Origin of the sequence: Rhizobium sp. IBUN (assembly GCF_000510625.1) — a bacterium.
In the GTDB taxonomy this organism is placed as follows: domain Bacteria; phylum Pseudomonadota; class Alphaproteobacteria; order Rhizobiales; family Rhizobiaceae; genus Rhizobium; species Rhizobium altiplani.
The window spans coordinates 220,257-241,084 of the sequence record NZ_AZNV01000003.1 but is presented as its reverse complement, the minus strand read 5'-3'; the positions used below and the strand labels follow the sequence as shown (position 1 = coordinate 241,084).

The following is a 20,828-nucleotide window of genomic DNA, read 5'->3' as shown; positions in this document are numbered from 1 at the left end:
CCGCGGCTCTGCGCTTTTCCGGGAGTTGTGCTTCAGCCTGCGGCGGCATAGACCGCCGTGGCTGCCTCTTTCAGCTTCTCCATCATCATCCGATAGGGTCCTGGCCCATAGCTGACGCGGCTGACGCCAAGCCTCGCCAGCGTCTTAACATCGGGAGCGCCCGGTCGCATCATGATGTTGACCGGCAAGTTCGAGGCGGCTGAGATTTTCTCGATCAGGCCCTCATCGATTAGCCAAGGCACGAAGAAGCCGTTGGCACCGGCAGCGGCGTAAGCCTTGCCACGCTCGATCGCTGCATCGACCAGTCCTGCGTGCTTTGAGAGATCACCTTCGCGCAGAAACAGATCGGTGCGGGCGTTGATGAAGAAGGTAATGCCACGGCGATCCGCCATCTCGCGAATGGCGCGGATGCGGGCGGCCTGCTTCTCAACCGGGTGCAAGCCTTCACCGCCGACCACCTGATCTTCGAAATTGATGCCGATGGCGCCGGCGTCGATCAGCTTTTCGACATTGGCGGCGGCACCGGCCGGTTCCGTCGAATAGGCGCCCTCGAAATCGACCGAGAGCGGCAGGTCATTCACCGTGGTGATCGACCGCGTGGTGGCCACCAGCGCTTCGAGCGGAATCTTTTCACCATCCCCATAACCCTGCGCGGCGGCGACTGACCAGCTTCCCGTCGCAAGAGCCTTGGCGCCGGCCTCGGTCACGGACTTCGCCGTTCCGGCGTCCCATATGTTGTAAAGGACGACAGGGTTGCCCTTCTGATGCAGCGCACCGAATGCCCTTGCCTTCTCGGCCTGATTCATTGGATCTCCTCCACAAACAATCCCTTGGTCTTCATCTCATCTTCGTGCCGCAAAAGCCATTGCTTGCGCCAGAGCCCGCCGCCGTAGCCGGTCAGAGATCCGTCGGCGCCAATCAGGCGATGGCACGGGATGACGATTGCCATCTGGTTCGCGCCATTGGCGCGCCCGACGGCCCGCACCATCTGCGGGTTCTCCATGTCACGCGCAATATCACCATAAGCGCGTGTCTCGCCGACGGGTATCTCCATCAGCTTCGACCAGACCTGACGTTCGAAGGCTGTGCCGAAGCCCAGCGCAAGCGGCGTCCGGAACGCAGCAGACCGGCCATCGAAATAGTCCTTCACCTCAGTATCGATCTGATCGATCGCAGGTGTGCGGCCGGCCGCAACCGAGGAGCGCGTCTTGCGCTGCAGCTTATCCAGTTCGGCCGGCAGCGCCTTGCGGTCGTGGAATTCAAGGAGATGCAGATGTGTCTGGTCCGCGACCGCCACCATGGGCCCGAGAGGCGTTTCGAACCAATCGGCAAACAGGAGATCACGCTTCTGCGACATGACAGGCGCCTTGCCGATCAGACGCTGGAATGCGGCGCGAAAGCCGCTGCCGGACTCATACCCAGCCTCAATCTGAGCATCGATGACACGAGCGCCATTCGCCAGTTGCTTCTCCGCCTCGCCAAGACGGCGATAGCGGGCGATATCGAGGAACGTCACGCCTGTTGATCGCTTGAAAGCCCGCCGCACGGTCGAGGGGTCGTAGCCGCGCGCGATAAGATCGTCCTCCGTCCATCGCGCTGCCGGATTGTTGTCGAGTGCCTCGAGGAGTTCGTCAACAATCGGCTCCCTGTCCGCCTCTTCCAATGGCCGGCACCGCTGGCACGGCCGAAATCCGGATTGCATGCAGGTGGCGATGGAATCGTAGAAGAGGGTATTTTCTCGCTTCGGCTTGCGAGCCGGGCAGGTCAGCCGGCAGAAAATGCCGGTTGTCTTGACGCAAACGTAAGCGCGGCCCTCATAGGCAGGGCTTCGGGCAATCAGCGCGTCGTAGAGCGCATCGTCATTGGGCAGATCGAAGAGCATGAGGCGTTCTAACATCCCTTGCCGGCTGCGTCCGCCGCAAATCGGGCGTCTATTTTTTCTTGCCGATTTCCTTGCGCGGCACGCCGTGCCATAACGCCCCCATGACCAAGATAGATCGCACGCCGACCAAGGCGGACTTCTCGCATGTGACCGAGTGGGTTTTCGACCTCGACAACACGCTCTACCCGCATCACGTCAACCTGTTCGCGCAGATCGACAAGAACATGACGGCCTACGTCTCGACTTTGCTGCAGATGGAGCGGGACGAGGCGCGCAAGCTGCAGAAGCAATATTATCACGATCACGGAACGACGCTGCAGGGACTGATGATCCACCACGGTGTCGATCCGAACGACTTCCTCGAGAAGGCGCATGCGATCGATTATTCCAGCCTGACGGCGCAGCCCGAACTGGGCGCGGCCATCAAGGCCCTGCCGGGTCGGAAGTTCATCTTCACCAATGGAAGCGTCAAGCATGCCGAGATGGCGGCGGGCGCGCTGGGCATCCTCGAACATTTCGACGACATCTTCGACATCGTGGCGGCGGACTTCGTGCCGAAGCCGGCGCAGGCGACCTACGACAAGTTCGCAGCGTTGAAGCGGGTGGAGACCGGCAAGGCGGCGATGTTCGAAGACCTGCCGCGCAATCTCAAGGTTCCAAAGACCCTTGGCATGCAGACAGTGTTGCTGGTGCCAAACAATCTCGAAGACACGGTTGTCGAATGGTGGGAAAAGACCAGCGGCGAGGACGATCATATCGACTTCGTGACCGACGATCTCACTGATTTTCTTGCGAAGATTACCGGTTAGGTTACGAAAGTTTTATCCAGCTTACCGATCTTTAATTGGGCGTTTTGCCACACCAGCCCTACCCTTTCATCTGTAATCCGATTGCGATTGCATATTGAAAGGAGCTGAAATGTCTCGGAACAAGCTGATACTGGCCGCACTCTCCTCCGTCTTGATCGTTGGTGCCGCAGGCACCAGTTTTGCAGCATCTCACGACAAGAAGCCTCATCGGCCTCGCCCGCAGCACAGCATGGGCATGATGATGGGCCCGCGCATGGGCGCGATCCGCGAAGTCATCTTCGTTCGCATGCTGAAGCAGTTCGACACCAACAAGGACGGCCAGATCTCCAAGCAGGAAGCCAAGGACGGCATGGAGGCAATCTTCGTCGCGATCGACACCGACAAGGACGGCTCGCTGACGCCAGGGGAAATCCGCAAGCACCGCGAAGCCATGATGGCCAAGATGAAGGCACCTGCGGATGATACCGCGGATGACGATGCAATGCCGATGGCACCGCCGGCCGATGCCGACAGCGCCCAGCCAGCACCACCGCAGGCCACCCCTGAAGGCCGCGGCATGCGTGGCGGAATGATGCGAGGCATGATGATGATGCAGCGCTTCGATACCGACGAGAACGGCCAGATTTCCAAGCAGGAAGCCGAAGCCGCCTTCGACAAGTTCTTCACCTGGATGGATCGCAACAAGGACGGGGTAATCTCGCTCGACGATATGCCGGATCGTCCATTCCCGTAAGTTTGGACTTACCGATCGATCGCAAGGCCCGTCGTTCTGGCGGGCCTTTCTATTCGTGGTGTTCGTAGAAGTCCTCGATAATCTTCCAGGCGGCATCCGCGGTGTCGACGAAGCTGATCAGATCGACATCGTCAGGCGCGATCGTGCCGAACTCGGCCAGTGCCTCGAAATTGATGATGCTGCGCCAGAACTTCTCCCCGAACAGGATGAGCGGCATCTTCTCCATGCGGCCTGTCTGAATCAGCGTCAGGCACTCAAAGAATTCGTCCAGCGTGCCGAAACCGCCGGGAAAGACCGCAATCGCCTTGGCGCGCACCATGAAGTGCATCTTGCGGATGGCGAAGTAGTGAAAGTTGAAGCTGAGCTCCGGCGTGACGTAGACGTTCGGCGCCTGCTCGTGCGGCAAAACGATATTGAGACCGATCGACGGCGCGCCTTCATCGGCGGCACCACGATTGCCGGCCTCCATGACACCAGGCCCGCCACCGGTGACAATAACGTATTCGTGGAAATCGAAGCTCGCCGAATACTTCGAGCAGAGCCGCGCAAACTTGCGTGCCTCGTCGTAGTAGACGGACGCGGCCTCGAGATTGGCCCGCTGCACCTCGTTGCGCGCCGCCCATGCGCTCTGGCCGGGAGCAGGAATACGGGCGCCACCAAACATCACCACCGTTGACTTGATGCCGCGCTCGGCGAGCAACATCTCCACCTTCAGCAGTTCGAGCTGCAGCCGGATCGGCCGCAACTCCTCGCGGCACAAAAAATCCTCGTCGACATAGGCAAGACGATAGGCCGGTGACAGGGTCTGCGGCGTCTTTGGGACGGACTCGGCGCGATGCTTGTCGACCGCACTCGTCTTGAGCGGGGCCCATACGCCATCCTTGCGCCGCAGTCTGCCGTTTCGTGCCTTTGCCATGCCTAATGCCTTTCAATACCGCCGGCTTTCAGAGCCGGTATGTCGTCCCGAGGCGTTGAAACGCCGCGGGAAAAATCATTCCATTTTACCCGTTCATGCGATAGAGCAGATCGCACCCTGCCAATCACAATTCCGGAGGCTTCGGTCTCCAACGATAAAGATCGAAGTTTAAGGAATTCCCATGAGCGCCAGCGACCTTTCCTCCCTCGAAAAGACCATCGAAGCCGCCTTCGACAACCGCGACAATGTGAATACGTCGACGAAGGGCGAAGTCCGCGACGCCGTCGAAACAGCGCTCGAACTCCTCGATGGCGGCAAGGCACGCGTTGCCGAGCGTGGCAGCGACGGCGTCTGGAAGGTCAATCAATGGCTGAAGAAGGCCGTCCTCCTCTCGTTCCGCCTGAACGACATGGAAGTCGTCAAGGGCGGTTCGGGCAACTCGACCTGGTGGGACAAGGTGCCATCCAAGTTCGAAGGCTGGGGTGAAAACCAGTATCGCGCTGCCGGCTTCCGCGCCGTGCCGAACTGCGTCGTGCGTCGCTCCGCCTACATCGCCAAGAACGTCGTGCTGATGCCGTCCTTCGTCAACCTCGGCGCCTTCGTCGACGAAGGCACGATGGTCGATACCTGGGCGACCGTCGGTTCCTGCGCTCAGATCGGCAAGCATGTGCACCTCTCCGGCGGCGTCGGCATTGGCGGCGTTCTTGAGCCGATGCAGGCCGGCCCAACGATCATCGAGGACAACTGCTTCATCGGCGCGCGTTCGGAAGTCGTCGAAGGCTGCATCATCCGCGAGGGCTCGGTCCTCGGCATGGGCGTTTATATCGGCAAGTCGACCAAGATCGTCGATCGCGCCACCGGCGAAGTGATGTACGGCGAAGTGCCGCCCTACTCCGTCGTCGTTGCAGGCTCGATGCCGTCGGGCAATGCCACCATGGCCAACGGCCAGCCGGCGCCGCACCTCTACTGCGCCGTCATCGTCAAGCGCGTCGACGAAAAGACCCGCTCGAAGACCGGCATCAACGAACTGCTTCGCGACTGATCAAGTCTTGAGGTTCCGGCGGTCTACGCGTCTGAAACGATGGGTGCCTCCGAAACGCTGACGGTCGGACTTGATCCGGCAAAATGAACGGCACATTTCAACAAGGCGGTACCGCCGCCTTGCCTTTTCTTTGCCACTACCGCTGGATAGTTCCACTCCCATGACCGCTACCGATCCCGTTGCCAATCTTCAGACTCTGATTCGCTGCCCGTCCGTCACGCCCGCTGAAGGCGGCGCGCTTTCGGCGCTCGAGGCAATGCTGTCGCCGCTTGGCTTCAAGGTGGATAAGGTGAAGGCGACCGAGCCGGGAACGCCCGATATCGAGAACCTCTATGCGCGGCTCGGCGGCGAAGGCCCGCACCTGATGTTTGCCGGGCATACCGACGTCGTGCCGGTTGGCGACGAAGCCGCCTGGACGCATCCGCCCTTCGCCGCCGAGATTGCGGACGGCGAACTCTTCGGACGCGGCGCTGTCGACATGAAGGGCGGGGTCGCCTGCTTTGTCGCGGCCATTGCCCGCTATATCGAAAAGCATGGCGCACCGAAGGGCTCGGTCTCATTCCTGATCACCGGCGATGAGGAGGGCCCGGCGATCAACGGCACGATCAAGCTGCTGCAATGGGCGGCCGAGCGCGGCGAGCGCTGGGATGCCTGCCTCGTCGGCGAGCCGACCAATCCGGACAAGCTCGGCGACATGATCAAGATCGGCCGCCGTGGCTCGCTCTCCGGCAAAATCACCGTGCATGGCGTCCAGGGCCATGCCGCTTACCCGCATCTTGCCGACAATGCGGTGCGCGGCATCCTGCAACTCACGCAAGCGCTGATGGACCCACCTTTCGACGCTGGCACCGACAATTTCCAGCCGTCCAACCTGGAAGTGACGACCATCGACGTCGGCAATCCGGCGACGAACGTCGTACCCGCCAAGGCAACGGCGAGCTTCAACATTCGCTTCAACGACACGTGGACCGCCGCGAGCCTGCAACAGGAGATCCTGCGCCGCCTCGATGCCGCGGCAGCGGAAGGCGTGCTGCGCCCCGGCCGTGCGCCGCTCAAATACGATATCGTCTGGGCCGAGCGCCCGAGCCACGTCTTCCTGACCCGCAACAACGCGCTGATCGCCTCGCTGTCTTCGGCCGTCGAAAGCGTCACCGGCCAGTCCCCGAAGCTCTCCACGACGGGCGGCACGTCGGACGCCCGCTTCATCAAGGATTACTGCCCGGTCGTCGAGTTCGGCCTTGTCGGCCAGACGATGCACATGGTCGATGAACGCGTCGCAATTTCCGACCTCGAGCGACTCACGGTAATCTATGAAACCTTCATCGAGCGCTGGTTCACTAATGCCGGGCTTTAGGGAAGTTCAGTACTATCTTGCCGGGATTTGGCTGCTGATCCGCATGGATCCGCGCGGCTTTCGCTTCCTCGACATGTCGGATCGCGGCGTCAACCGTTCGTTCTGGGCGATCTTCTGGTGCCTGCCGCCAATGGGCATCTCGTGGCTGTGGTGGCGCCAGGCCTTCCTGCAAACGATGCCGCCGCGTACCGACGTCGGCGCACTCTTCTATTTCAGACTCGGGCTCGTCGAGGCCGCCAATTGGTTCGTGCCCCTGGTCTTTGCAGGCTTGCTGCTGCTGGCCTTCAAGAAGGGCGAGCGTTTTGGGCCTGTTATCGTCAGCGTCAATTGGCTCGGCGTGCCGCTGTCCTACGTCAATGGGATGCTGCTCGCGCTCGTCTTCTTCCTGCCACAGCTGGTTGGCCTCGTCTCGGTGCTGCTGCTGGCCTTCATGCTTGCGCAGGTCTTTGCGATCGCACGCATCCTGAGGATGATCTTTTACGGCCAAGGCCTGATGGTTGGGGCACTCACGCTGGTGCTGCTCGTGCCATCACTGATGCTGTCGGAATACCTGCAGCGCTTTCTCGGCATTTATCCCGTCTGATCAGCGAAAAAATCAGAAGTCCTCGCCGTCGTCGCCTTCCACCGGCGGGCGCCGGTCGACGATGACGTCGGGATAATCCACCTGCATGAAATAGAGCCCATCCGGCGGCGCGACCGGGCCACAGGCCTTGCGGTCTCGCGCATCCAACGCGGCGCGGACGTCGGCCGGCGTCCATTTGCCCTCCCCCGCGAGCTTGAGTGTTCCCGCGAAAGAACGGATCTGGTTGTGCAGGAAGCTTTGGGCCGTAGCACGAATCTCGATCAGTTCGCCGTTTCTCGTCACGTCCAGCCGATCAAGTGTTCGAATCGGACTGTTGGCCTGGCAATGTGCGGAGCGGAAGGTGGAGAAATCGTGCTTGCCGACGAGCGTCTGCGCAGCCGCATGCATGACCTCATGGTCAAGCGCTTTTGGGACCCACCATGCCTTCCCGGCCTCCAGCGCCAACGGCGCCCGGCGGCTGATGATGCGATAAAGATAATGGCGCCGCAGCGCCGAGAACCGTGCGTCGAAGAACTCGCTCGCCGCTTCCACGCTGACGATCGCGACCCGCTCCCCGGCCATCTTGAGATGGGCGTTCAGCGCATTCTGCAATTTGAAGGCCGACCACTCCCTGGCGAGATCGGCATGGATGACCTGGCCCATTGCATGAACGCCGGAATCGGTGCGCCCCGCGCCGCGGATCGACACCGTCTCACCGCTTGCCGACAGAATCGCCTTCTCGATCGCCCCTTGGACAGACGGTCCGTTCTCCTGCCGCTGCCAGCCAACGTAAGGACCACCGTCATATTCAACGATCATGCGGTAACGATGCATCAGGGAAGCCTCGTGCCTGATGGAAGCGGTGTCCCGCGCAGGAAATCAGCGGCCGGCAACGGCTTGCCGCCGGCTTTCTGCAGTCTGGTCAGGCGAACGGCGCCGGTTCCACAGGCAACGACCAGATCATCGGTCAGCAACTCGCCAGCGCTGCCGCGGCCTTGTGCGATTTCCGAGGCCAGCACCTTGACGCGCTCAGGCTTGCCGCCGATTGCCACTTCGAACCACGCACCCGGAAACGGCGCCAGACCGCGAATGTGATTGTGGATGTCAGCGGCGTCCCGCGAGAAGTCGATCCGCGTCTCGCCTTTGTCGATCTTGGCGGCGTAGAGCACACCGTCCGACGGCTGCGGCGTCAGGGGAAGATCGCCCATCTCGAGCTTGACCATTGCCTCAGCCATTGCCCTGGCCCCGACATGCATCAGCTTGTCGTGCAATTCCCCGGCCGTGGTGTCGGGGCCGATCTCGACTTCACCGGTGAGAGCCACCGGGCCGGTATCGAGCCCCTTGTCCATCTTCATCACCATCATGCCGGTCTTTTCGTCGCCGGCCATGATCGCCCGCTGAATCGGAGCAGCACCCCGCCACCGGGGCAGGAGTGAGGCATGACCATTGTAGCAGCCGTGTCGCGTGCCGGTCAGAATCGCCTCCGGCAATAGCAGTCCATAGGCAACCACAACAGCGACATCTGCATCATGCGCCCTGAAGCGCTCGCGCTCTTCCGGATCCTTGAAATTCACCGGCGTAAAGACGGGAATGCCGAGCAGCTCAGCCGCCTGGTGCACCGGCGACTTCTGCAGGTCCAACCCGCGCCGTCCGCCCGGCCGTGGTGGCTGCGTGTAGACGGCAAGAATCGTGTGACCCGCGTCGATCAGCGCTCGCAGGGTCGGGACGGAGAATTCGGGCGTGCCCATGAAGATGATGCGAAGCGACATTTCTATCCCGCCATGTTTCCGGTCAGACGTCTTCAAACGGGCTTGCGAGCTTCAGATCAAGCCCCTTCAGGCATCCGGCCCGCGAAATCGCCTGTCCAGCGAGGCTGCGTCAGCAAAGGTCCGGTTAGAGCGCCTTCGCCGACTTCGCCGCCTTTGTGAACTTCTTGATCACCATGTCCCGCTTCAGGCGAGAAATGTGGTCGATGAAGAGTACGCCGTTCAGGTGGTCAATCTCGTGCTGCAGGCAGGTCGCGAGCAGGCCGTCGGCTTGCACCGTCTGCTCCTTGCCATCACGGTCGAGATATTTGACGGTGACGGTCGCCGGGCGTTCGACTTCGGCATAATAGTCAGGGATCGAAAGGCATCCCTCCTCATATACCGAACGCTCGTCTGTCGATGCCACGACCTCCGGATTGACGAATACGAGGGGCTGCTTCTCTTCGCCCTCGCGGGAAACGTCGATGACCAGCATGCGGCGCGGCACGCCGATCTGGATGGCAGCAAGGCCGATACCGGGCGCGTCGTACATGGTTTCAAGCATGTCGTCGGCAAGTCGCTGAAGATCGGCGTCGACGCGCTCGATCGGCTTGGAAACCTGACGAAGCAGCGGATCGGGGAGAATGATGAGTGGCTTGATGGTCATGGCGTTCCCATAACGCATCTTTTTCCAGGATGGAATTATCCGGTGGGCTGGCGGAGCGCTTTTTTACGCCCCAGCCCAGAATTTCGCCGCATTCCCGTCATGCGGCGCGGCGTGTCGTGGTCATCGAACGTTGCTCGACGCCGGTACGGAAGCGCTGCAGCAGTGCAACCAGATTATCGACTTCGCCGCGCAGGCGCCGCGTCTCGGCAGAGGTGTTCTCGACCATTCCCGAGTTCTGCTGCGTAATCGTGTCCATGTTGCGGATGGCGACACTGACCTCGTTGACCCCGGTTGCCTGATCGCGCGCGGCAGCGGCGATATCGGCAACGAAGCTGTTGATGATATCGATGCGGTTGATCATGTCGTTCAGCGCCTCGCCGGTGCTGCTGACGATGTCCACTCCTTCGTTCACCTGGACCGAGCTTTCCGAAATCAGGTTCTTGATCTCCTTGGCGGCGTCGGCGGTGCGTTGCGCCAGTTGGCGGACCTCTTGCGCCACGACGGCAAAGCCCTTGCCCGCTTCGCCGGCACGCGCAGCTTCCACGCCGGCGTTCAACGCCAGCAGGTTCGTCTGGAAAGCGATCTCGTCGATGACGCCGATGATCTTGGCGATCTCGGTCGAGGATTTTTCGATGCCGGCCATCGCGGAAACGGCGCTGGTGACGAGTTCGCCGGAGTTCTTGGCCTTCTGCTGCGTCTCACGGACCGCACCGGATGCCTTTTCGGCGTTTGCGGCAGTCTGTCCGACACTGACCGAAAGCTGTTGCAGCGCCGCCGAGCTTTCCTCGACGCCAGCTGCCTGCTGGGCCGTTCGCAAGGCAAGGTCATCGGAGGCCTTGGCGATCACGTCCGTACCCCTCAGGATCTCGCCCGAGGTTGCCCGCACCGAGCCAAAGGACGTGCGAAGAGCGGCGACGGCGCGGTTATAGTCGTCGGCCATGGCTTTGAAATTACCGGGGAGATCTGGCGGCAGCGTGGCCTCGAGATCGCCGTTCGACAGCGCCTCCAGACCGCGGCGAAGATGATCGAGCGCAACGGCCTGATCCTGCTCGCCCTTTACGCGCTCTTCTTCCAGCTTGCGTCGCTTCTCTTCGAGCGCTTCCAGATAGACCGAGATCGAATAGTCCATATCGAGCATCGCGGCCTTGATGACCGCTGAAAGCTTCTCGGCCAGCACCTTGCCCTGCTGCCTGGCGAACATGGAGGGCCACTGCTTGGCCATCAGGCCCTTCACGAGTTCGCTCATCAGCAGCGCGTAGCCGCCGATATACCAGCGAGGCTCGAGGCCAATACGGGCATGGGTCTTGCCCACCGTGACCACGCCTTTGACGTAGGTTTCGTCGAAGTTGCCGCCAGCCAGATTGGCCCAGTGGTCTTCCTGGCGCTTCTTGGCATGTCCCATATGCGCTTTATCGGCAAAGAAGCTTGCGACCTCAGACGTCCTTGCCAGCTTCGCGTAAAACTTGTCGAGAGCGCCGCCGAGCAACTCCGAGATTGCCGGGCGCATCTCACGCAGCGCCGCGCGGGCTCCGTCGTCCAGCTCGATGAAATCGAGGCGTTGCTTGAGCGTGCTGTCGGACTGCTGGCTGGTCATGATCTCTCTGCTTTGTAATTGATGCAAAAGGGAATTTGACCTGACCTTTTACGCAATATGGTTGAGCAAAGGTTAAATGAACTTGAGATTTGTCAACTGTCGTTTGTTCCCTCTGCGAGCCAATCCTTTCGGAAGCCTTGCGAGTTGTTCACGTTTTGATCTAGCCATCCCACACGAGTTTGTTATGGTGGCGAAATGAACACCAGCTCTGAGTCGTTTCTCCTCGCCCTTTCCCGTATCAGTCCTGCCACGCTGGCGCTCGCCGGAGGCGCGATCGCGGCTCTGGTCTTGTTGCTGATCCTCCTTCTCGTCCGCAGCGGGCAGGTGCGGCGCGAGCAGGCCGAGGTAGCGAGCCTCCGTGCCGCCGAGACGGATGCTCGAATGGCCGAACTTCTGAAAATCCAGGCGGAAATGCACGGGCGCATGTCGACAATGGCCGAAGTGTTCGGCTCGAGGCAGTCCGAGCTCAACCAGGCGATCAACCAGCGTCTCGATGGTATGTCGCAGCGCGTCAGTTCGACGATCAGCGAGCAGACCAAATCGACGCACGAGAACCTGCAGCGGCTGCAGGAGCGTCTCGCCGTCATCGATGCCGCCCAGAACAACATCCAGACACTGGCGAAAGATGTCGTCGGTTTGCAGGCGATCCTCTCCAACAAGCAGACACGCGGCGCTTTCGGCCAATCGCGCATGGAGACGATTGTCGCCGACGGCCTTCCGATGGGGGCCTATGCCTTCCAACAGACGCTTTCCAATGGCTCGCGCCCGGACTGCACCATTCGCATGCCCAACGGCGCACCACCGCTGGTGATCGACGCGAAGTTCCCGCTTGAAGCCTGGAACGCGATCCGGGACGCCGGCGGACCTGACGGAGCCAAGGTCGCCTCGCAGCAGTTCCGCCGCGACATGGAAACGCACATCCGCGATATCTCCGAGAAATATCTGATCCAGGGCGAGACGCAGGACACGGCCTTCATGTTCGTGCCGTCGGAATCGATCTTCGCGGAGATCCACGAGAATTTCGAAGCGATCGTGCAGAAGGCGCACCGGTCGCGCATCGTCATCGTGTCGCCTTCGCTGCTGATGCTCTCCATCCAGGTTATTCAGGCAGTCCTGAAGGATCAGCGGATGCGGGCCCAGGCACACGTCATCCAGGGCGAAGTCGCGAACCTGATGGACGATCTCGGCCGTCTCGACGAGCGTGTCCGCAAGCTGCAGAGCCATTTTTCCATGACGCAAAGAGATGTCGACCAGATCCTCACCTCCACCGATAAGCTCACCAAGCGCGGCGCGAAAATCGAAGCTCTGGAGTTCGAGGGCGGCGACAACAGCAAGGCCGCGGCGCGGGACGGTGATGGCGCGCCAAAATCCGTCGACAGCCGCAGCGGGCTTCTGAAGCTCAGAGTGGTTGACGACGAGTAAGCCCTTCAGGCAGTGTCGCGCTCAAGAAAAGCATTGGACAGGACACTCATGATCACAGTCTTCGGCTCCATCAACATGGACCTCATCGCCACCACCGCGCGCTTGCCGAAGCCCGGCGAAACGGTTGCCGGCAACGGCTTCTCAACGGCAGCAGGCGGCAAGGGCGCCAATCAGGCACTTGCGGCGCGACGCGCCGGCCGAACCGTTCACATGGCGGGAGCCGTCGGCCGCGACGCCTTTGCGGAGCCGGCGGTTGCTCTCTTGAAGGACGCCGGCACTGGACTTGAAACCGTCAAGCAGGTCGACGAGCCGACCGGAACCGCACTGATCCTCGTCGGCGGTGACGGCGAGAACATGATTGCCGTTGTGCCTGGCGCAAACGGCACGATGACGCCGGCCGATGCCAACGTCGCGATCGACGCGATGAAGGAGGGCGACATCCTGATGCTGCAGCTCGAGGTGCCCGTTCCGGCCGTCGAGCGGGCGCTGGCCGCGGCGCGCGCCAAGCGCGTCACGTCCATCCTCAACCTGGCCCCACTGATCGAAGACGCTCCACGCCTCGGCCGCCTTGCCGACATCGTGATCGCGAACGAAACCGAGTTCGAGCGTCTTGCCGGCCAGGAAAACATGGGCACGGCGGATCGCGAGGCCGCGCTGAAACGACTCAATGCGGAGACGGGGCAAACCTTGATCGTGACGCTCGGCGCAGACGGCGTCATCGCAATCCGCGACGGCGTCATCTCCCGTGCGAAGGGATTGAAGATCGAGCCTGTCGATACAGTCGGTGCCGGCGACACGTTCTGCGGCTATTTCGCCGCGAGCCTGGACGAAGGCCTCGATTTCGAGGCATCGCTGCGGCGGGCCGCCGTCGCAGGATCGCTCGCCTGCCTCAAGCAAGGCGCTCAGCCATCGATCCCATCAAGCGCCGAAGTCGCAAACGAGCTATAGGGCAATTCGCCCCGCGACATATCGGGGCGGTTTGCCGTATGCAGCGTCTGTTTTCATTAGATTTCATTCAAATTTAATAGGTTTCCGGCGATGTTCCAGCCATCGCCGGCCTTCGCCAAGGGGTCGGCTTCTGTCACGGCTGCTCCATGAGGGGGCGACGCCTTCGTCCCCTGTGCCGATGAATGCCCCGTACGGCACATCCTTGCTTCCCGAGGAATACATGTTCATCTTTCGCATGAAATCGCTTGCAGCCAAGCTTATCCTCATTACGGGCGTTGCCATCGCCCTCGTCCTCCTCATTTCCAACTTCTTCCTCATCGGCGAGACGCGCAACCGCGTGCGGACCCTCACCATGGACCAGGCTAATCTCGAGGCGAAGGCTATCGCCAACGAGGTTGCCTCATCCGTCGGCGAGCTGGCAGGGGCCGCGCGCTCGATGGCCGGCACGATCGGTCATGGTCAGGAGGGCAAATATCTCGACCGCAAGGCCGTTCTGGACATGCTGAAGGCAAACGTCGAGCGGAACCAGTTTGCCTTCGGCAGCTGGTTTGCCGAAGAGCCGAACGCCTTCGACGGCCAGTCGCCGTCCATGGCCGGCAAGGCCGAATTCGGCGCAGCCAAGGATGGCACATTCAACCCGTACTGGACGAAGAGCAAGGACGGCGGCTTCAGCTTCTCCACCTTCGATTCCGACTATAAGGCTGCCTGGTACGCGCTCGCCGCAGAAAGCAAGAAGGGCGCGCTGTCGCCGCCTTATGCCGAGACGACGACCGGCGAGAATACCGCGATGACGTCCATTGCCTATCCGGTGTTCTCGGGTGGCAAGATGATCGGCGTCAGCGGCGTCGACATCTCCCTCAAATCGCTCCGCGATAAGCTTTCGACGCTCCACCCCTTCGGCTCTGGCCGCGTTACGCTGCTCTCGCAGACCGGCAAATGGATTGTCTCGCCGATTCCCGAGCTTTCCATGAAGGACTATGACGGCGAAGGCACAGATGCCGTGAAGAGCGCGCTTTCGACGCTACAGCCAGCCGTCGTCAAGGACCTGAGCTACGATAGCTACGAGCCCTTCGACCGCGTCGTCTATCCCTTTGCCCTGCCCGACGTGAACACGACCTGGGTCATCCTCGTCGACGTCCCGCACTCGGCCATCAACGCGCCTGTTCAAGATCAAACCTCCATGATGGTTGTCGCCGGCATTCTCGTGCTCGCAGCCGTCATGATTGCCCTCTACCTAGCCGTCCGTTCCCTCGTCCAGCGTCCGATCGGCGGTCTCGTCGCCAGCGTCAAGGCACTCAGCGACGGCAAGTACGAGCAGCCGGTAGCCGGTCAGGATCGCGCTGACGAGATCGGCGCCGTGGCCAAGGCTCTTGAGGGCTTCCGCTTCGCACTCGCCGACACGCAGCGTCTTGAGGCCGAGGCAAACAACCAGCGCGATGCAGCCGAAACCGAGCGTGGCCGCTCGGAAGCCGAGCGGCATCAGTCGATCACGCTGCAGCGTCATATCGTGTCGATCGTCGGCTCCGGCCTGTCCGAATTGTCCCAGGGCAACCTCGGCCATCGCATCACCGAGGACTTCCCGGGCGAATACGCCAAGCTGAAGCAGGACTTCAACGCGGCTCTCGAAAGCCTCGAGGAAACCATCAACACGATGAACCTCAGCGTCGTGAACATCGGCTCCGGTACAAGCGAAATCAGCGGCAGCGCCTCCGACCTCGCCAAGCGTACGGAACAGCAGGCAGCAAGCCTGGAAGAAACGGCAGCCGCGCTCAACGAGCTCACCGCACAGGTCAACTCCAGCGCCGACAACGCCCGCACGGCGGCTGATAACGTCAACCTCGCCTGCGAGGATGCCGAAAAGTCAGGCGAAGTGGTGCGCAAGGCAATTGCTTCGATGCAGGGCATCGAGCAGTCCTCCACCGAGGTCTCGCGCATCATCGGCGTCATCGACGAGATCGCCTTCCAGACCAACCTGCTGGCCCTGAATGCCGGCGTTGAAGCCGCACGCGCCGGCGAAGCCGGCAAGGGCTTTGCCGTCGTCGCGCAGGAAGTCCGCGAGCTGGCCCAGCGTTCCGCGAACGCCGCCAAGGAGATCAAGACGCTCATCAACACTTCGGCCGTACAGGTCAAGGAAGGCGTCGATCTGGTCGGCCGCGCCGGCGATACGCTGCATAAGATCTCCGAGCAGGTCATGGGCATCAACGGCCTTATCCGCCAGATCTCCGCATCGGCCAGTGAACAGGCGATCGGACTGAAGGAGATCAACCAGGCCATGAACCAGATGGACCAGGTTACCCAGCAGAACGCAGCCATGGTCGAGGAGACGACGGCAGCCAGCATCACGCTGAACGACGAGGCCCAGACGCTGAAGCAACTCGTGACACGCTTCCGCGTATCCGGCATGAGCCACGCTTCCGCACTACGCTCGACGGCACAGCAGATGCGCGCGCCGACTGCTGCACCGACGTATCGCCAAGCTGCAGCACCGGCACCGCGCCGCGCAGTTCCGCAGGCTCAGGGCTCGGCAGCGCTCGCTCAGGACAACTGGGAAGAGTTCTAAGCCGAACTCGACGGCTTGATGAAAAAAGGCGCCTGAGCAATCAGGCGCCTTTTTTACTGGCATGAATGCTCAGGCTGCGTTCGAGGTCTGCTCCTCATTGAGGAACGCATAGATCGCCGAGGCGGAGTCGGTCGCACGCAGCTTGGCGACGAGATCGTGGTCGCGCAGCACGCGGGCGATGCGCGAGAGGGCCTTGAGGTGATCAGCGCCGGCGCCTTCCGGTGCGAGGAGCAGGAACACCAGATCCACGGGTTGATCGTCCAGGGCCTCGAAATCGACGGGCTGATCGAGACGCGCGAAGATGCCGACGATGGAATGGACGCTTGCCAACTTACCGTGCGGAATAGCGATCCCGTTACCGACGCCGGTCGAGCCAAGGCGTTCGCGCTGCAGGACAACATCGAAAATTTCCCGCTCCGAAAGCCCTGTGACTTTCGACGCCTTTGCAGCCAATTCCTGGAGGAGCTGTTTCTTGGAATTTACCCTAAGGGCGGGAATGATCGCATTTTGCTGCAGCAAATCTGCCAAAGCCATTTTATTTTCCTTCTGCGCCAAGAGAGGAGAGCGGCAGCCTAACTGCCGCCCTTCGCCTTGATCTCAGCTTTTGATACTGGCTGCATCGATCCAGCCAATGTTACCGTCGTGCCGACGATAAACGATGTTCAGTTGTTCCTTGCCTGGACTGCGGAATAGCAGCAGCGGCTCATCCGTCATGTCGAGCGCCATCACGGCGGTCGCGACAGACATTGTTTTTAGTTGCTTGGTGCTTTCGGCGACGATCGCCGGCGCGAAGTCATCCGGGATCTCGTCTTCGTGGTCCGACATGCCATCCATGACGGTGTAGGCAACTTCCGCAGAACCATTCTGGTGATTTCCGGCGTAGTGATCCTTCAGCTTGCGCTTGTAGCGGCGAAGGCGCTTCTCGATCCGCTCGGAAGCGGCATCGAAGGCCAACTGCGGGTCCATCGCCTCTCCGGCGGCATGCAATACAACTCCGCTATCGAGATGAAGCTTGCAGTCGGCGGAAAAACGGGCGTTGGCCTTATGCACGATCACTTGACCAGAATACCCTCCGTCGAAGTATTTCGTGACGGCGACACCGATTTGGTCCTCGATCCGCTGACGGAACGAGTCACCAATTTCCATATGTTTACCGGATACACGCACACTCATGGAGTTTCCCTTCTTACAGTGTTTGCGGGTACCAGTTTACGCCAAGGCTCACCCTCATCCAAGCACTTCGCGCGATCCCAAGCAAGATCGGCCGAAGTTGCCGGCTTCAGGCGCCCTTAGGATGATGGGGATAACTTCCAACGCTGTCCACAGCGCCAATTGCGGCGCGCTTCTAGCCAGAAGTTACCAAAATGTCAACAGACGCATGAATTAGAATTCATAAATACACGTTTCGGTAGCTCCAGGCAGCAATCAAAAACCCGCAACCTTGGCCAAAGCGCGCTTCTCCCGCCGGCGCTGGACCGATGATGCGATGTTCATCGCTTCCCGGTATTTAGCCACCGTGCGACGGGCCAGGTCGATGCCGCCCTTCTTGAGAATATCAACGATATCGTCGTCGGAAAGCACGGATTCCGGGCTTTCCTGCGAAATCAGCGTCCGGATCTTGTGGCGTACGGCCTCGGCCGAATGGCTGTCACCGCCTTCGACGGCGCTGATCGAAACGCTGAAGAAATACTTGAGCTCGAAGAGCCCGCGCGGCGTCAGCATGTACTTGTTGGATGTGACGCGGCTGACGGTGGATTCGTGCATCTTGATGGCGTCGGCCACCGTCTTGAGGTTGAGCGGCCGCAGGTGATCGACCCCATGCATCAGGAAGGCGTCCTGCTGCCGAACGATCTCACTCGCCACCTTCATGATCGTCTTGGCGCGCTGGTCGAGGCTCCGGGTCAGCCAGTTGGCGGTCTGCAGGCATTCCGACAGAAACGCGTGATCCTCACCACTCTTGGTGACTTTTGAAAAATACGCCTGGTTGACCAGAACGCGAGGCAACGTGTCGGGATTGAGCTCGATCAGCCAGCCGCCGTCGGAGCCTGCCCGCACGACGACGTCAGGCATGATCGCTTCCGACATTCCGGTTTCGAAGCCGGCACCTGGCTTGGGATTGAGCTGCCGGATCTCGCCCAGCATGTCGAGCAGATCTTCCTCGTCCACGCCACACAGCCGCTTCAGCGTCGCGAAGTCACGCCGGGCCAGGAGCTCGAGATTGCTGACCAGCGCCTGCATGGCAGGGTCAAAGCGGTCTTTCTGCCGAAGCTGGATCGCCAGGCACTCCGCCAGATTGCGGGCGAATACACCGGGCGGATCGAGCGCCTGCAAGGCGGCGATTACACGCTCGACATCGTCGACACCCGCACCCAGCCTGTCGGCTGCTTCCGTCGAATCGCCCTGGAGATAGCCTGCCTCATCCAGCTGATCGACGAGATGTTGCGCGATCAGGCGATCGGCCATATCGGGCAGGACAAAGGGCAACTGCTGGGCAAGGTGATCGCGAAGCGAGATTTGACCGGCAACGAAATCATCGAGATCGTAGCTCTCCGCCCCTTCGCCGCTGCCGGGCATCGACTTCCACTGGCTGATCAGCTCCGGAGCATCGGCGCGCTGCGGGACGCCGTCATCGGGAAACACGTTGGCATAATTGGCGTCGAGTTCGTCGCTGAGGCGGCTTGCCCCACCGCTGTTGCCACTCTCGTACCAATCGCCCGACAAGACCTCGGTTCGGCTATCGTAGCCGTCGTCGGAGGGGTCTTCAGCCTGATGCGCGTAGGCCTCGTCCTCCGCGCCCCCGCGCTCGCTGCCCGATTCCGCATCATTTGACGGAATCTCGAGCAGCGGGTTCTTTTCGACTTCCTGGGCAATAAACTGCGTCAGCTCGAAATGCGTCATCTGCAGCAACTGGATGGACTGCATCAGTTGCGGTGTCATCACCAGCGACTGGTTCTGGCGCAGGAAAAGATTGGCCGACAGTGCCATAGCGGACGCGAAACTCCCGTTCGTCTCCTCCGGGAAACCGCGTCCTGCCACGGGCTCAGGCCACGGAAATCCAAGTTGGCCCAAAAATTGCTTTTTTATTCTATTTGGTCAAGCGGAACTGTCACAGAAGGTGAATTTCCGCGGCGCGAGAGCGCGTCAGAGGCTGAAATTATCACCGAGGTAAAGGCGCCGCACTTCCGGGTTGTTGACGATGTCGTTGGCACGACCGTGCGTCAGCACTTCGCCGGCATGGATGATATAGGCGCGGTCGATCAGGCCCAACGTCTCGCGCACATTGTGGTCGGTGATCAGCACGCCGATGCCGCGCGCCGTCAGATGATGCACGAGATGCTGAATGTCGGCGACGGAGATCGGATCAACGCCCGCAAACGGCTCATCGAGGAGCATGAAGGTCGGATCGGTCGCCAACGCGCGGGCAATTTCGAGGCGGCGACGCTCGCCACCGGAAAGGGACACGGCGGCGCTCTTGCGCAGCTTGCGAATGTGAAACTCATCGAGCAGTTCGTCGAGCTTCTTCTCGCGCGCAGACTTGTCGTTGATGTGCACTTCCAGGACGGCGCGAATATTCTCTTCGACGGTCAACCCCCGAAAGATCGACGCTTCCTGCGGCAGATAGCCGACGCCCAGCCGCGAGCGACGATACATCGGCATCGTCGTGACTTCGTTGCCGTCGATCTCGATCGTACCTTCATCAACGGGCACAAGCCCGGTGATCATATAGAAGCAGGTTGTCTTGCCGGCGCCGTTCGGACCCAGCAGGCCAACGGCCTCGCCGCGTCGAACGACCAGCGACACGCCGTTCACGACACGGCGGGTGCTATAGGTCTTGGTCAGACCGCGCGCAATCAGCGTGCCCTGGTAACGGCTTTTGTCGCCGGTGGGGGCTTCAGCAACTTGCTGCCCGGACCTGCCGAACATGGTCGATAGCGAGAATAACTTCACGTGGTACGGCCGGGGTCAGTTCTGTTTCTGCGATTTCGGATCAAGCTGAATCTGGACGCGCCCCCCGCAGCTCTCCAGCTGTGCCTGTCCCGTCTCCATGTGCACAGTCAGCTGGCAACCCGTAAAGACGTTGGGCCCATCGGTGAGGACGACCCTGTCACCCTTGAGGATGAAAAGCTGCTTGGCCATGTCGAACGAACCGTTGTCGGCGGTAGCTGTCTGCGTGCCCGAGGTCAGGTACACCTTGTCCGTCACCACGATGTGATCGATATCGGCGTTTCCGGATGAAATCGATGCCGAAGCATTCTTGGTGTCGGCGGCCTTGGCGTCGGCGGCAGGCGCGTTCGCGTCGCCGGCCTTCGGCTTGTAGTAGACCGTCATGTGGCCGGCCTGCAGCGTCGTCTTGCCCTGCACGACCTTCACATTGCCAGTGAAATCGGCCGTGTGCTCCTTATCGTGGATCTCCAGCTTGTCGCTCTCGATCTGGATCGGTTCGTCACTGCTGAGCTTCAGCCCATCCATCTGACTGGTTGTTGCCTGCGCCAGGGCGCCTCCGGTCAACATAAGCAGCGCAACCGCGCCACTCAGAAATACTGCTCCCGCCTTGCGGGTAGAAATGCGACAAGCGTTTGTCATGGTGACCCGG

20 protein-coding genes are annotated in these 20,828 nt (G+C 61.0%); 8 read left to right on the top strand and 12 right to left on the bottom strand.

What is annotated here, in order from left to right:
• Positions 1-32: 32 nt before the first annotated feature.
• Both RHIBUN_RS0105265 and RHIBUN_RS0105260 read right to left on the bottom strand, forming a co-directional pair.
• Positions 33-806 (bottom strand): isocitrate lyase/phosphoenolpyruvate mutase family protein, encoded by a 774-nt coding sequence (locus RHIBUN_RS0105265; protein WP_025658747.1) that lies wholly within the window; start codon positions 804-806, stop codon positions 33-35.
• A complete protein-coding gene (locus RHIBUN_RS0105260) occupies positions 803-1,882 on the bottom strand; it encodes a trifunctional transcriptional activator/DNA repair protein Ada/methylated-DNA--[protein]-cysteine S-methyltransferase (RefSeq protein ID WP_025658746.1) in 1,080 nt (359 codons plus the stop codon). The genes RHIBUN_RS0105265 and RHIBUN_RS0105260 overlap by 4 nt, the downstream gene beginning before the upstream one ends.
• 101 nt (positions 1,883-1,983) lie before the next feature.
• On the opposite strand from RHIBUN_RS0105260, the gene RHIBUN_RS0105255 reads away from it, so the two are divergent.
• A complete protein-coding gene (locus RHIBUN_RS0105255) occupies positions 1,984-2,691 on the top strand; it encodes a pyrimidine 5'-nucleotidase (RefSeq protein ID WP_025658745.1) in 708 nt (235 codons plus the stop codon).
• A gap of 109 nt (positions 2,692-2,800) precedes the next feature.
• The gene (locus RHIBUN_RS0105250) at positions 2,801-3,424 is read left to right on the top strand and encodes an EF-hand domain-containing protein (protein WP_018857712.1); all 624 of its coding nucleotides are present in this window, start codon (positions 2,801-2,803) and stop codon (positions 3,422-3,424) included.
• Between the two features lie 49 nt (positions 3,425-3,473).
• Here the strand turns inward: RHIBUN_RS0105250 and RHIBUN_RS0105245 are convergent, their stop codons facing one another.
• Positions 3,474-4,340 (bottom strand): LOG family protein, encoded by an 867-nt coding sequence (locus tag RHIBUN_RS0105245; protein WP_018857713.1) that lies wholly within the window; start codon positions 4,338-4,340, stop codon positions 3,474-3,476.
• 181 nt (positions 4,341-4,521) lie between these two features.
• Here RHIBUN_RS0105245 and dapD point away from each other — a divergent pair, with 181 nt between their 5' ends.
• The 3 genes from dapD to RHIBUN_RS0105230 all read left to right on the top strand — a co-directional run bounded on the left by dapD (position 4,522) and on the right by RHIBUN_RS0105230 (position 7,319).
• Complete coding sequence (gene dapD, locus RHIBUN_RS0105240) at positions 4,522-5,382, top strand: 2,3,4,5-tetrahydropyridine-2,6-dicarboxylate N-succinyltransferase (protein ID WP_025658744.1); 861 nt, start codon at positions 4,522-4,524, stop codon at positions 5,380-5,382.
• Positions 5,383-5,542: 160 nt separating this feature from the next.
• Complete coding sequence (gene dapE, locus RHIBUN_RS0105235) at positions 5,543-6,736, top strand: succinyl-diaminopimelate desuccinylase (protein ID WP_025658743.1); 1,194 nt, start codon at positions 5,543-5,545, stop codon at positions 6,734-6,736.
• The gene (locus RHIBUN_RS0105230; protein ID WP_025658742.1) at positions 6,723-7,319 is read left to right on the top strand and encodes a hypothetical protein; all 597 of its coding nucleotides are present in this window, start codon (positions 6,723-6,725) and stop codon (positions 7,317-7,319) included. Before dapE ends, RHIBUN_RS0105230 begins: the two co-directional genes overlap by 14 nt.
• A 12-nt stretch (positions 7,320-7,331) precedes the next feature.
• On the opposite strand, the gene truA is transcribed toward RHIBUN_RS0105230, so the two are convergent.
• The 4 genes from truA to RHIBUN_RS0105210 form a co-directional block, all read right to left on the bottom strand.
• The gene (gene truA, locus RHIBUN_RS0105225; RefSeq protein ID WP_025658741.1) at positions 7,332-8,132 is read right to left on the bottom strand and encodes a tRNA pseudouridine(38-40) synthase TruA; all 801 of its coding nucleotides are present in this window, start codon (positions 8,130-8,132) and stop codon (positions 7,332-7,334) included.
• The gene (gene fmt, locus RHIBUN_RS0105220) at positions 8,132-9,067 is read right to left on the bottom strand and encodes a methionyl-tRNA formyltransferase (protein WP_025658740.1); all 936 of its coding nucleotides are present in this window, start codon (positions 9,065-9,067) and stop codon (positions 8,132-8,134) included. The genes truA and fmt overlap by 1 nt, the downstream gene beginning before the upstream one ends.
• Positions 9,068-9,191: 124 nt before the next feature.
• Positions 9,192-9,710 (bottom strand): peptide deformylase, encoded by a 519-nt coding sequence (gene def, locus RHIBUN_RS0105215; protein WP_025658739.1) that lies wholly within the window; start codon positions 9,708-9,710, stop codon positions 9,192-9,194.
• 97 nt (positions 9,711-9,807) lie between these two features.
• Positions 9,808-11,304 (bottom strand): globin-coupled sensor protein, encoded by a 1,497-nt coding sequence (locus tag RHIBUN_RS0105210; protein ID WP_025658738.1) that lies wholly within the window; start codon positions 11,302-11,304, stop codon positions 9,808-9,810.
• 195 nt (positions 11,305-11,499) lie between these two features.
• On the opposite strand from RHIBUN_RS0105210, the gene RHIBUN_RS0105205 reads away from it, so the two are divergent.
• From RHIBUN_RS0105205 to RHIBUN_RS0105195, 3 genes are all read left to right on the top strand, one after another.
• Positions 11,500-12,726, top strand: a complete 1,227-nt coding sequence (locus RHIBUN_RS0105205) for a DNA recombination protein RmuC (protein WP_025658737.1) — start codon at positions 11,500-11,502, stop codon at positions 12,724-12,726.
• 48 nt (positions 12,727-12,774) lie between these two features.
• Positions 12,775-13,674: a ribokinase gene (locus RHIBUN_RS0105200; protein ID WP_025658736.1), complete on the top strand. Its 900-nt coding sequence runs from the start codon at positions 12,775-12,777 to the stop codon at positions 13,672-13,674.
• Positions 13,675-13,894: 220 nt separating this feature from the next.
• Positions 13,895-16,234, top strand: a complete 2,340-nt coding sequence (locus RHIBUN_RS0105195) for a methyl-accepting chemotaxis protein (protein WP_025658735.1) — start codon at positions 13,895-13,897, stop codon at positions 16,232-16,234.
• 69 nt (positions 16,235-16,303) lie between these two features.
• Here the strand turns inward: RHIBUN_RS0105195 and ptsN are convergent, their stop codons facing one another.
• The 5 genes from ptsN to RHIBUN_RS0105170 form a co-directional block, all read right to left on the bottom strand.
• A complete protein-coding gene (gene ptsN / locus RHIBUN_RS0105190; RefSeq protein ID WP_007529605.1) occupies positions 16,304-16,768 on the bottom strand; it encodes a PTS IIA-like nitrogen regulatory protein PtsN in 465 nt (154 codons plus the stop codon).
• Positions 16,769-16,831: 63 nt separating this feature from the next.
• Positions 16,832-17,407, bottom strand: coding sequence for a ribosome-associated translation inhibitor RaiA (raiA, locus tag RHIBUN_RS0105185; RefSeq protein ID WP_025658734.1), 576 nt, complete (start codon positions 17,405-17,407; stop codon positions 16,832-16,834).
• Positions 17,408-17,659: 252 nt separating this feature from the next.
• The gene (rpoN, locus tag RHIBUN_RS0105180) at positions 17,660-19,219 is read right to left on the bottom strand and encodes an RNA polymerase factor sigma-54 (RefSeq protein WP_025658733.1); all 1,560 of its coding nucleotides are present in this window, start codon (positions 19,217-19,219) and stop codon (positions 17,660-17,662) included.
• A 156-nt stretch (positions 19,220-19,375) separates the two neighbouring features.
• Positions 19,376-20,158: an LPS export ABC transporter ATP-binding protein gene (gene lptB / locus RHIBUN_RS0105175; RefSeq protein WP_025658732.1), complete on the bottom strand. Its 783-nt coding sequence runs from the start codon at positions 20,156-20,158 to the stop codon at positions 19,376-19,378.
• 39 nt (positions 20,159-20,197) lie between these two features.
• Complete coding sequence (locus RHIBUN_RS0105170; protein WP_025658731.1) at positions 20,198-20,818, bottom strand: LptA/OstA family protein; 621 nt, start codon at positions 20,816-20,818, stop codon at positions 20,198-20,200.
• Positions 20,819-20,828 lie beyond the last annotated feature (10 nt).